This window comes from Hyphomicrobium sp. CS1BSMeth3, assembly GCF_900117415.1.
Classification (GTDB): Bacteria; Pseudomonadota; Alphaproteobacteria; order Rhizobiales; family Hyphomicrobiaceae.
In genome coordinates, this window is record NZ_FPEI01000005.1 from 547,003 (window position 1) to 559,080 (window position 12,078).

Below are 12,078 nucleotides of genomic sequence, written 5' to 3' on the forward strand. Positions count from 1 at the left end.
CCAGCAGGGAGCGCGCCATATGAAGATGCTCTGGTTCCACCTGATGCCCTATACGGAGCTGCCGGACGACTTCAAGGAGAAGCATCCGTCGGTGTGGGTCGACATCCATTCCTCGCTCTTCGACCCCAAGCGCGCCCATCACATGTACAACGACTTCCTCGATGAGCTCGAGTACGCGGCCGAGTGCGGCTACGACGCCATCTGCTGCAACGAGCATCACTCGAACGGCTACGGCCTCATGCCCTCGCCGAACCTGATCGCCACCGCACTAGCACGGCGCACGACTGATACCGCCATCTGTGTCATGGGCAACAGCCTCGCGCTCTACAATCCGCCGACGCGCGTCGCGGAAGAGTTCGCGATGATCGACTGCATTTCCGGCGGCCGGCTGATCGCAGGTTTCCCCGTCGGCACGCCGATGGATACGACCTACGCCTATGGCCAGAACCCCTCCATGCTGCGCGAGCGCTACAACGAGGCCCACGACCTCGTGATGCGCGCCTGGCAGGAGAAGGACACGTTCGCCTTCAACGGCCGCTTCAACCAGCAGCGCTACGTCAATATCTGGCCGCGGCCCATCCAGGAGCCGCATCCGCCGATCTGGATTCCCGGCGCTGGCTCGGTTGAGACATGGAGATGGGCGGCAGAGCGCGACTACGTGTTCTGCTACCTCTCCTACTACGGCTACAAGATGGCCCAGACGGTCATGAAGGGGTTCTGGGCCGAGATGGACCGGCTCGGCAAGGACCGCAATCCCTATCGCGCCGGCTTCGCGCAGGTCGTCGGCGTCGCCGAGAGCCGTCAGCAGGCCATGGACCTCTACACGGAGCCGGCCGAGTACTTCTACGGGCGCTGCCTGCATGTCGATCCGCGCTTTGCCTCGCCGCCCGGCTACACGACCGAGGCGACGCAGCGTGTGGGCCTCGAGAGCCAGGTGAAGATGGCGGCGGAAGCGTCGAAGGCCGGGCCTTCTGCGCAGCAACCATCAGCCATGAAGATGCAGTCCCTCGCCCGCGATATGAAGGGCATTGTCGATAATGGCTATGTCATCGTCGGCTCACCGGACGATGTGACCGACCAGCTCATGGAGCTCGCCAAGACACTCAATGTCGGTCAGCTCATGCTGCTCATGCAGTTCGGCAGCATGTCCAAGGACGTGACCAAGTACAATCCCCGCCTCTTTGCCGAGAAGGTCATGCCGCGCTTGAAGCCGCTCTTCTCCGAGTGGGAAAACAAGTGGTGGCCAAAGCCACTGAGAGTCGCAGAGCGCGCGGCACTGCCGGCCTTCGCCGGATCGTCGCCGGCTGCTGCCGAGTAAGCGACGCACGGACTACAGCAAATCAACGATCAGGGGAGAGCGTCCATTGAGCGAGCCCACGACCACCACCGTCGATGTCAATGGCCATCCCTGCCGCGTGTGGACCAAGGGCAGTGGCCCGAAGATCGCCTTTCTTGCCGGTTTCGGCGGCCTGCCGCGCTGGATCCCGTTCCTCGACCGCCTCGCCGAGAGCCGCACGGTGATCGTGCCGTCCCTGCCGGGCTTTCCGGGCGCAACCGGCCACAACATCCTCGATACGCATCTCGACTGGCTCGTCGCCGTGCGCACGCTGCTGACTAAGGCAGGGCTCGATGGCGCGGACCTCGCGGGCAGCTCGGTCGGCGGCTCGTTCGTCGCGGAGATCGCAGCGCTCTGGCCGCAAAGCGTGCGACGCATTGCGATGATCGCGCCGTTCGGCCTCTTCGATGAGAATGATCCAGCGACAGATGTGTGGGCACAGCGCGCCGACGACGTGCCGGCCCTGCTGTGCGCCAAACCCGAGGCCTACAAGGAGCTGAAGGCCATACCGGCGGGCGCCAACTCAGTGGAATGGCCCATCGAGCAGACGCGCGCGGCAGAGGCAGCGGCCCGCATCTTCTGGCCGCTCGGCAACAGCAAGCTCGAACGGCGGCTGCCGCTGATCACCGCACCAACACTGCTGATCTGGGGCGAGGCCGACCGCGTCATGCCACACTCGTACGCCGACAAGATTGCAACGGCGATCCCCGGCGGCGCGAAGATCACGACGATTGCCGACGCTGGCCACCTCGCCGAGCTCGATCAGCCTGACGCGGTGGCCAAGGCGGTACTCGCGCATGTGAGCTAGTCGCTCACTCTTCGGGGCGGATGGCGAGCACGTCGCAGGCGAGCGTGTTGAGCAGCACCTCTGCCGTGCTGCCGATCATGTGCTCGGGTGTGCCCGCACGGCTGTAGGTGCCCGTCACGACCATGTCCGGCCGCCGCTCATCGACGTAGTCGGTAAGCACCGGCCCCGGCCGCCCCTCTATCATGACCGACTTCATCTTGCTTTTGTCCTTGCCGATGAGGCGGGCCATCTCCTCCTCGGCAATTCGCTGCACACGGGCCCGCTCGGCCGCCTCGATCTCCCCGACCGACTTGTTGGCCCCGTTGCCCGACCAGTCGGGCTGCACATCGAAAGCGTGCACCAGCGTCAAGACAACGGCCGGAAAGAGCGCGCGCGTGGCGGCCACCGCGTCACGCGAGGCCGTGGAGAAGTCCACGCTGACGGCGATGTTCTTGTATGCGCCCTCAGCCCGCCGCCGCACCGCCAGCACAGGCACGTGCGCCTGCCGCAGGATACGTGCCGCAGTGCTGCCGAGCAGATGCTCACCGTAGGCTTTTGCGTGCGCCGGGCCAGTGACCACGAAATCACTCTTGATCGCGCGCGCGTGCTCGATCACGCGTCCGGCCGGATCGCCAATCACGACATGCCTCGGGACAGCCCGCTTGAGGACGCCGCTTGCGCGCGCCTCGAGCTCGGTCATCTCCGCCTCGACATTGCGGATGCGCCGCTCGATACCGATCGGCCGCGCGGAGCTCGCCTCGACCACATGGCAGAGAGTGAGGTCGGCGTTCCACTCCTTGGCAAGTTGCACAGCCCGGTCGAAGGCGCGGTCGCCAGCGGCGGTCAGATCGGTCGCAAGGAGGATGTTCTGGGGCTGCTTCGGCGCGGGGGACTTGGCCATATCACCACCTTGTCTGCTTGAAGGACAAGGCAATGCAGCCGAGAGTTGGTGGGCCCGCCTTGATACTTATCAAGACGGGCCTGTAGCGCTCAATAAATCTCCGGCTCGGGCACAGGCGCCCCGTGCTCCGTCTCCAGGAAGTCGAAGTCGCAGCCCTCGTGCGCCTGGCGGACGTGCTTCGTGAACATCCAGCCAAATCCGCGCTCGTAGCGCGGTTTGCGCTCGGGCAGCTCGGCACGGCGCCGGGCGAGCTCGGCGTCGGAGACCTTCATATTGATCGTGCGTGCCGGCACATCGAGCTCGATCATGTCGCCCGTCCGCACGAGCGCGAGCGGCCCGCCGATGAAGGACTCAGGCGAGACGTGCAGCACGCAGGCGCCGTAGCTCGTGCCGGACATGCGTGCATCGGAGATGCGGATCATGTCGCGCACGCCCTGCTTCACGAGCTTGGTCGGGATCGGCAGCATGCCCCACTCGGGCATACCCGGTCCGCCGTGCGGCCCCGCATTGCGCAGGACCATCACATGATCCGCCGTCACGTCGAGATCCTCGCGATCGACGGCCTTCTTCATGGAGGGATAGTCGTCGAAGACGATGGCCGGGCCCGTATGCTTGAGGAGGCGCGGCTCGCAGGCAGAGGGCTTGATCACGCAGCCATCGGGCGCGAGATTGCCCTTGAGCAGCGCCAGCGCGCCCTCGGCATAGATCGGGTTGTCGATCGGACGGATCACATCGTCGTCGAAGACCTTGGCCCCTTCGACGTTCTGGCCGACCGTCGTGCCGCCGACCGTCAGCGCATCGAGATGCAGCTTCCCCTTCAGGCGCCCCATGAGCCCAAGAATGCCGCCCGCGTAGTAGAAGTCCTCCATCAGGTACGTCTTCCCACTCGGGCGCACGTTCGCGATCACCGGCACCGTGCGGCTGAGTCTGTCGAAATCCTCGAGACCGACCGCTGCCTTCGCGCGTCGCGCCATGGCGATGACGTGGATCACGGCGTTGGTCGAGCAGCCCATGGCCATGGCGACAGTGACGGCATTCTCGTAGGCATCGCGCGTCTGGATGCGATCGGGCGTCAGGTCCTCCCACACCATCTCGACGATGCGCCGGCCGGATGCTGCGGCCATGCGGATGTGATTGGCGTCCGGCGCAGGAATGGACGAGGCGCCCGGCAGCGTCATGCCGATGGCCTCGGCGATCGCGGTCATGGTGCTCGCCGTGCCCATGGTCATGCAGGTGCCATGGCTGCGCGCGATGCCGGCTTCGATGTCCAGCCAGTCCTTCTCGGTGATCGTGCCGGCGCGCCGCTCGTCCCAGTATTTCCAGCTGTCGGAGCCAGAACCCAGCACCTTGCCATGCCAGTTGCCGCGCAGCATCGGCCCGGCCGGCACGAAGATTGCCGGAAGCCCCGCGCTGGTCGCGCCCATGAGCAGACCCGGCGTGGTCTTGTCGCAACCACCCATGAGAACGACGCCATCGACGGGATGCGAGCGGATGAGCTCCTCCGTCTCCATGGCGAGGAAGTTGCGGTAGAGCATCGTCGTCGGCTTGACGATCGGCTCGGAGAGCGAGATCGCCGGCAGCTCCAGCGGGAAGCCGCCTGCCTGCAGCACGCCGCGCTTCACGTCCTCGACGCGCTGCTTGAAATGCGCGTGGCACTGGTTGAGGTCGGACCAGGTATTGATGATCGCGATGATCGGCTTGCCGCGCCAGTCTTCGGGACCATAGCCCATCTGCATGGCCCGCGAGCGGTGGCCGAAGGCGCGCAGGTCGTCAGGGCCGAACCAGCGGTAGGAGCGCAGCTCCTCGGGGCTCTTGCGGCGGGTCGTCATGAGAATATCACTCCGGGTGGGATGCGCTCGAAATCGGGGCTCCGGTGCAGTAGCAGCCGGAGCCCCAAACTTCAATTCAGCCGGATATCAGAAAGCTGAGCCGGCGCTCGGCGAGGTCGTGGCCTTGGCCGTTGCCGGCGCCCCCGGCTCGGGCGGCATGACGAATGCCGCCGCTTCGGGACGGGGGATCATGACCTGAGACAGGATCGTCAGCGCAATCAGGCTCGCTCCGATGAGATCGGTGATCAAGCCAGGCGTGATGAGCACCATCGCCGCGCCGAGAAGCATCAGCCGCTCCCACCATTTCGCAGGCTTGATGAAATATGCGTGCAGGCCGGCCGCGAGGCAGACCACACCGATCGACGCCGTTACTGCCGCGAGAAGGACGTCCTGCCAGGGCCCCATGAGCATCAGGGCCGTGGAATAGACGCACATGAACGGCACGATGTAGCCCGTGGCGCCGAGCTTCACCGCGGCCCAGCCCGTATCCCAGAGATTGCCGCCCGCGATACCCTTGGCAGCGAAAACCGCGAGCGCGACAGGCGGCGTGATCGTCGACAGGCACGAGTAGTAGAACACGAAGAGATGCGCGGCCTCGATCTGCACGCCGAGCTTCACGAGCGCGGGAACGAGCAAGGCGACCTGAATAATGTAGGCCGGCGTCGTCGGAAGACCCATGCCAAGCACGATCCCGGCGATGGCCGTCAGAACGAGGGCCACAGTCAGCGTGTCTTGCGAGATGCGCACGATGAAGGCCGTGAACTCGATCGCCAAGCCCGAGAGAAGCACCACACCGATGACGATGCCGGCAGCCGCGCACGCGAGCGCGATGGTCAGGGTATCCTTGGCAGCCGAGGTCAACGCGTCGATGATCACGCCGATCCGGACGTAGTGGCGCGTCGATTTACGCAGCAGGGCCGTCGGCAGGACAGAGAAAATCCCGCAGAGCGCGGCATAAGGCGCCGAGTATCCGGCAAACAGCACGGCCGTGATCACCAGAAGCGGGATGAACTGATGTCCGCGCTCCTGAAGCACCGCACGCATCTGTGGAAGATCAGGCTTCGGCAGGCCCCTCATGCCGGTACGCCGCGCTTCGAGATGCACGGCCGCGTAGACCGCCAGGTAGTAAAGAAACGCCGGAAGCAAGGCCATCACGGCGACCGTGAGGTAGCTGACGGCCAGGTACTCCGCCATAACGAAGGCGGCAGCGCCCATGATCGGCGGCATGATCTGGCCGCCGGTAGAGGCCACCGCTTCGACGGCGCCCGCAAACGCCGGGCGATATCCGATGCGCTTCATCATCGGGATCGTGAAGACGCCCGTCGTCATGACATTGGAGACGGCGCTGCCGGAGATCGTACCGAACATGCCGGACGTAATAACGGCCACCTTGGCGGGACCACCCGGTTTGGCTCCGGCCAGGGCCAGGCCGAAATCCATGAAGAGCTTGCCGGTGCCGGTCTTCTCGACAAATGCCCCGAAAATGATGAACAGCACCACGTAAGTCGCCGACACGCTGATCGGGATGCCGAGGATGCCGTCCGTCGTCATATAGAGCTGATCCAGCATCATCTGCGCCGACACGTTCGTGAACGTCAGGCAGTACGCCATGAACACGATCGCCGTGATGGAGAGCGCGGCGCCGAGCACCCGCCGCGTTGCCTCGAGTATGCAGACGATGAGCGTCGTCCCGAGAATCCAGTCGGCGGGGCGCAGATCGTCGACAGTGGCAAAGCGCGTGATGAAATACTCGTACTCGTAGAAAATATATCCGACCGAGGCGAGGCTCGCGGCCACAAACAGCCAGTCGACGAAACCGGGAGGCTCATCCCGCCGCCCCGAAAAGCCCGCGTAGACCAGAAACGCAAGCACCAGCATCCACAGGAGGTGCGTGCCGCGGAAAATCAACGGCTCCGGCACGCCCACAAAGGCCACGTAGAGATGATAGACGGTGAATGTCGTGCCCAACACGGTCACGAGCATCTGCGTCGCGCGCGCGTACGTCATTGAAAGCTCCCCACAGCCGAACGGGTCGAGCGCAGCGCCACGAGTGGCGCTGCACAGATTGCTGAGGTCGCAGCGGCGCGACTACATCGCGCCCTTCTCCTTGAAGTATTTTTCGGCGCCGGGATGAAACTTGATCGAGACCTTCGCCCCGAAATCCTTCACGCTCTGGCCCTTGAACACGGAATTCACGCTGACCAGCTCCGGCAGTGCGTCGGTCATGGATTTCGCCATGCCGTACACGACGTCATCGGGCAGCTTGCAGCTCACGATGACATGGGCCGGGAATTGCACGGTCTGCACGTCCTTGTCCTGGCCGGGATACGTGCCCTTGGGGATGGTGAAGCGCGAGAAGCCGGCGTTCTTCTTGACCAATTCGTTGTAGATATTGTCGGGAATGTCGAGCATGCGGACCGGGCGGCTGTTCGCCATATCCATGATGCCGCCGGTCGGCAGCGTGCTAATAATCATCGAGACGGAAATCTGGCCGTCCTTGAACATATTGGCCTGATCCGCGATGCTCGCGAAATTGACCTTGCTCAGGCCTTTGTAGCCGACTCCCGTGGCATCCATGATCCAGGACGCGACGACTTCCGTCGTGTTGCCGCGCGGCAGCGTCCCGAGGCTCTTGCCCTTCAAGTCAGCGAGCGCGTTGATGCCCTGATCGCCGCGCGCCGCGATCTGCTGGACCTGAGGGTAGATGTTGGCGAGATGGCAGACGTTGACATAGGGCTTGGTGATACCCTGGCCGATGCCGTTCAGCGCATCGACCGTCGAGATCAGGTTCCCCATGCCGATCTCGGCCTTGCCCTCTTCGATTGCCTTCAGGTTGACGAGACCGGCGCCCGGACGGTTCTCGATCGAGAGACGCTTGTCAGCTTTCTCCCAGATCGATTTGAGCGCACCCGCGATCGGGATCCAGGATCCCCCTGTCGGCCCGGTGAAGTATGTGAGCTTGACGTCCTGCGCCTTCGCCTGTGTTACCGATAGTCCTGCGACCAGGGCCGCAAGCGCAATGGTACACGAGCCCATTTTTGAGCGTTTCATACCGAATATTCCTCCCTTTGGCAGTCTAGTGACGGACGGTTGTTTTTGTTGTCCTTCAATGTTGGGTACCGTGTAGCGCGACCGTTGTAAACCGGGACTGCGCTATGACCGGACAGAGCCTTCGCGCCTACGCGAGGCTGGGCGCAGCGAGCACCGAAATTTCTCCCTGTAGACGAACGATATTCTTCGGGAGGCCTTGCGGCCGTCTTGACTTCTATTCGGGCAAAAGCCTCAATACGCGCAATGAGAGGCTGCATCAGAGCGGCCGACAAGGGCGGTGCACTGCACAAGCACAACAACAGCCCACCAAGGAAGCGCACTGCAGGGAGGTTCCACACATGACGATTCCACGTCTGTTAGCAGCTTCGGCCTTCGTCACGACGATGGCCATCTCGAGCGCGATGCCCGCCGCGGCTCAGGAGCGCGAGATAAGACTCTCGGGCTTCGGCGCCATGTCCGGTGTCGTGCGCTCCTTCGGCATCAACTCCAAGGCTGCGCTCGAAGCTGCGGCCGACGAGATCAACAAGTCCGGCGGCGTCAAGCTCGGCGACGGCACGAAGGGCAAGATCGTCATCGACTACTTCGATGACCGCTGCAATGCCGAGGAAGGCATCTCGGTCACGCGGCGCATCGCCTCTACATCGTCGCTGGTCGGCATCGGCCCAACCTGCTCGAACGTCGCCGAGCCGCTCTTCGGCGTTCTCCAAAAGAAGGTGGGTGACGCCGGCGACAGCGGGCTGCAGTTCCCGATCTTCACCGATGTCGCCATCAAGGGCGGCCTCGCAAAGATCTCGGAGTGGGCATTCCGCAACGTGCCCGACGAGGGCGCGATGTACGCCGCTCTTTTTCAGTGGCTGAAGAAAACCCGGCCGGAGCTGAAGACGATCTTCGGCGGCGTCGAGGAGGACTTCGCTCACTCGCGCGCGACCTGGTACGCGGTGATGAAGGAAGTGGCCGCGAAGGAAGGCTTCGAGATCAAGGGTGAAGCCAAGTGGCTGCTCGCCGACACGAACTTCACCAACCAGGCGCGTGAAGCCCGCCGCGCGGCGGCGGATATCGTCGCCATCTCCGCGCATCCGTTCACCACGTGCGGCATGCTGAAGGAGCTGGGCCGCCAGGGCGTGAAGCCGAAGCTGGTGATCGGCCTCACGTCATCGTCGAGCCTCGAGACGCTGCAGGGCTGCGCAGCCGAGGCCGAGGCCATCATCATTCCCACGAGCTTCGCGCCGGTCACGCCCGAAGCCCGGGCGGCAGCCGACCGCGCTGCGAAGTTCAATGGTAGCCTCGATCTCCACTCGGGTGCGGCCTACGAGATCGTCGCGATCCTGAAGGACGTGATCGAGGGCGAGGGCGTGCTGGCGAAATCCGATACGGTCCAGGCCGATCGCGCGAAGATCCGCAACGGCCTCTCGAAGCTGACCGAGACCAAGGGCCTCATCGGCATCTCCAAGCGAACGGAGGAAGGTGAAGCCGTGAAGCCCTTCCTCTTCGTGCACGCCAAGGGCGGCAAGTGGGAAGTGCTGCACAACCCGACGAAGTGATGGCCTTCAGTCGATTTCCAGAGCCGGCGCCTCCCACTCCGGGGCGCCGGCTTCCCATTCTCACATCCCGCGTGCATCATGCTGATCGTTGATCTCGTCCAATCGATCGTCGATGGGCTGCTATTCGGCGCCACATATGCCCTGATCGGCATCGGCTTCACGCTGGTGTTCGGCGTCATGCACAAGATCAATATGGCGTACGCGGCCGCCTCCGTCGGCGCTGCCTACGCGGCATTGCGCCTGATCGCCTTGATCGGCGGACCTGCCTGGGCCTCGCTGCTCATCGCGGCGGCCGCAGGTGGTGTCTTCGGCCTCATCATCTACTGGCTCTGCTTCCGTTTCATTCCATTGTCGAACCCGCTTGCGACGCTGATGTCGACCGTCGGCATGTTCCTTCTTGCCGAGGAGATCATCGTCCACACGACCGATGGCATGCCTCAGAACTATCCCGTCGTCGTGCGCGGCATTCTCGATATGGGCGAGTTCATGATCCGCGGCGATCTTGTCTTTGTGTTCGTCTGCGCTCTGCTGGCGATGGTCGTGCTTCTGTACCTGCTCTACCGGACCAAGCTCGGCATAGCGACGCGCGCCGTCTCGCAGCAGCCGGTGGCCGCTCAGCTCGTCGGCATCCGTCTCAATCACATCAACGCGCTGACGTTCATCGTCACCGGCATGCTCGGCGGCTTCGCTGGTGCGCTCATCGGCTCGGCGGTCGGTCTGCTGTCGCCGCTTCTGGTCATCCCCCTGACCATCAAGGGCCTTATCGTGACCGTCATCGGCGGGCTCGGGAGCATTCCAGGCGCGATCATCGCGGGCCTTCTGGTCGGCATGGCGGAGAATGTCTTCCAGTACTTCCGCGGCGTGACCGAGCGCGACATCTACGTCATGCTCTTGCTCTTCGTTTTCCTCGTCTTCCGCCCCGGCGGCATCTTTTCGAATACCGTAAAGCGCGATTGAGGCTGAGCAGACAATGGATTTCTATCTCGGCCTCCTTCAGATCATGGGCGTGCACACGCTGCTTGGTCTCTCCGCCTATGTGGTTCTGCAGACAGGGCAGGTCTCGCTTGCGCAGGCAGGCTTCATGGCAATCGGCGCCTACATTGCCGCCATGCTGACGGTGCTCTCCGGCTGGCCGCTGATCGCGGCGCTGATTGCGGGTGCGCTGGTCGCGGGCCTCACGGCCTGCCTCGTCGGCTTCCCCGCGCTCCGTGTCCACGGGCTCATGCTGGTCGTCGCGACGATTGCCTTCACGGAGATCGTGAGGCTCTTCTTCTTCAACTTCGACTACCAGATCGCGCGCGGCAGCCTTCGCGTCGGCCCGCTCGGCGGCGAAGGCTTTCGGCAGATCCGCTACTTCCCCGAGAACGGATGGACGACACTGCACGTCGCCATCTTCATCTGGACCGTCGTGGCACTCGTCATGGCCGCGCTGTGGTGGATGGACCGCTCGCGGGCCGGCGCTGTGCTGCGCGCTGTCGGCGAGGACGAGATCGCGGCCCAGAGCTGCGGGATCAATCTGACGGCCGTCAAGGTCTCGGCCATGACTGCGGGCGGTGCCATTGCCGGTCTCGCCGGCGGTCTCTATGCGCACTACACCACACACATCGAGCAATCGAACTTCACGATCCTCCTGGCGACTTTCGCCATTGCCTATCCCATCCTCGGCGGGCTCTCGAGCGTGTTCGGCACCGTTGCGGCGGTGATCTTCATCCAGGGCTTTCTCGTCGAGGGCCTGCGCTTTCTCGGCGACTGGCGCAACCTGCTGTTCGGCGCCCTCATCGTGCTCGTGATGAACATCCGGCCGAGCGGGCTGCTCGACGCGCGCACCATGGCTACGCTTCGCCGGCTCTTCAGCCGGAAGGAGCACTAAGCCATGCTGGAGCTTTCAAAGCTCTCCAAGCACTTCGGCGGCGTGCGTGCTGTCGATAGCCTCGATCTCAAGATCGAGCCCGGCCAGATCTTCGGCCTGATCGGCCCGAACGGCTCGGGCAAGAGCACGACCGTCAATCTCATCACAGGCCTGCTCGGTGTCACGCACGGCAGCATCAAGCTCGCCGGCGAGGAGATCACCAACCTGCCGACGCACGTACGGCTCGAAAACGGAATCGCCCGCACCTTCCAGAATATTCGCCTGTTCGGGCAGCTCACGGTCTGGCAGAACCTCTGGGTCGCGGAGAACGCTCGCGCGCAACGCGAACGCTCGAGCTTTCTCTCGCGCTGGCTCGGCGGTGAGCGCGGCGCCCGCGCACGCATCACGCGCGCCCTCGAATTTTCAGGCCTTGCCGACAAAGCCGACGAGCTCGCCGCCAACCTCGCCTTTGGCGAGCAGCGCCGCCTCGAGCTTGCGCGCGCCTTGGCCGCGGAGCCGAAGCTGCTCCTGCTCGACGAGCCGGCGGCCGGCATGAACCCCGAGGAGATCGGCGCGCTCGACGACCGCATCCGCCAGATTCGCGACAGCGGCATTACCGTTCTATTGATCGAGCACCATATGGAGCTGATCATGGCGATCGCCGATCGTATTGCCGTCCTCAACTTCGGCCAGAAGATCGCAGAAGGCACGCCGGCCGAAGTCCAGGCTCACCCCGCGGTCCGCGAGGCCTACCTCGGCGCGGCCGATTGAGATTCGAGAGAGG

At 64.0% G+C, this 12,078-nt stretch carries 10 protein-coding genes; 6 read left to right on the forward strand and 4 right to left on the reverse strand.

What is annotated here, in order from left to right; translation table 11 throughout:
* The first annotated feature begins 19 nt into the window (after positions 1–19).
* On the forward strand, positions 20–1,318 hold the full coding sequence (locus CS1BSM3_RS11735) for an LLM class flavin-dependent oxidoreductase (protein WP_072387274.1): 1,299 nt from the start codon (positions 20–22) through the stop codon (positions 1,316–1,318).
* A 46-nt stretch (positions 1,319–1,364) separates the two neighbouring features.
* On the forward strand, positions 1,365–2,144 hold the full coding sequence (locus tag CS1BSM3_RS11740; RefSeq protein ID WP_072387275.1) for an alpha/beta fold hydrolase: 780 nt from the start codon (positions 1,365–1,367) through the stop codon (positions 2,142–2,144).
* Between the two features lie 4 nt (positions 2,145–2,148).
* Here the strand turns inward: CS1BSM3_RS11740 and CS1BSM3_RS11745 are convergent, their stop codons facing one another.
* The 4 genes from CS1BSM3_RS11745 to CS1BSM3_RS11760 all read right to left on the reverse strand — a co-directional run bounded on the left by CS1BSM3_RS11745 (position 2,149) and on the right by CS1BSM3_RS11760 (position 7,904).
* Positions 2,149–3,024, reverse strand: a complete 876-nt coding sequence (locus CS1BSM3_RS11745) for a universal stress protein (protein ID WP_072387276.1) — start codon at positions 3,022–3,024, stop codon at positions 2,149–2,151.
* Positions 3,025–3,113: 89 nt separating this feature from the next.
* Positions 3,114–4,853: an L-arabinonate dehydratase gene (gene araD, locus CS1BSM3_RS11750; protein WP_072387277.1), complete on the reverse strand. Its 1,740-nt coding sequence runs from the start codon at positions 4,851–4,853 to the stop codon at positions 3,114–3,116.
* 87 nt (positions 4,854–4,940) lie between these two features.
* Complete coding sequence (locus CS1BSM3_RS11755; RefSeq protein WP_072387278.1) at positions 4,941–6,860, reverse strand: TRAP transporter permease; 1,920 nt, start codon at positions 6,858–6,860, stop codon at positions 4,941–4,943.
* Positions 6,861–6,941: 81 nt separating this feature from the next.
* The gene (locus CS1BSM3_RS11760) at positions 6,942–7,904 is read right to left on the reverse strand and encodes a TAXI family TRAP transporter solute-binding subunit (RefSeq protein WP_083528531.1); all 963 of its coding nucleotides are present in this window, start codon (positions 7,902–7,904) and stop codon (positions 6,942–6,944) included.
* Positions 7,905–8,242: 338 nt separating this feature from the next.
* Between CS1BSM3_RS11760 and CS1BSM3_RS11765 the strand changes: the two genes are divergently transcribed.
* From CS1BSM3_RS11765 to CS1BSM3_RS11780, 4 genes are all read left to right on the forward strand, one after another.
* On the forward strand, positions 8,243–9,445 hold the full coding sequence (locus tag CS1BSM3_RS11765; protein WP_072387280.1) for an ABC transporter substrate-binding protein: 1,203 nt from the start codon (positions 8,243–8,245) through the stop codon (positions 9,443–9,445).
* A gap of 78 nt (positions 9,446–9,523) precedes the next feature.
* Positions 9,524–10,402 (forward strand): branched-chain amino acid ABC transporter permease, encoded by an 879-nt coding sequence (locus CS1BSM3_RS11770; protein WP_072387281.1) that lies wholly within the window; start codon positions 9,524–9,526, stop codon positions 10,400–10,402.
* Positions 10,403–10,415: 13 nt separating this feature from the next.
* Positions 10,416–11,315 carry a branched-chain amino acid ABC transporter permease gene (locus CS1BSM3_RS11775; RefSeq protein WP_072387282.1) on the forward strand — a complete coding sequence of 300 codons (900 nt, stop codon included), beginning with the start codon at positions 10,416–10,418 and terminating at the stop codon, positions 11,313–11,315.
* 3 nt (positions 11,316–11,318) lie between these two features.
* Positions 11,319–12,065 (forward strand): ABC transporter ATP-binding protein, encoded by a 747-nt coding sequence (locus CS1BSM3_RS11780; protein WP_072387283.1) that lies wholly within the window; start codon positions 11,319–11,321, stop codon positions 12,063–12,065.
* Positions 12,066–12,078 lie beyond the last annotated feature (13 nt).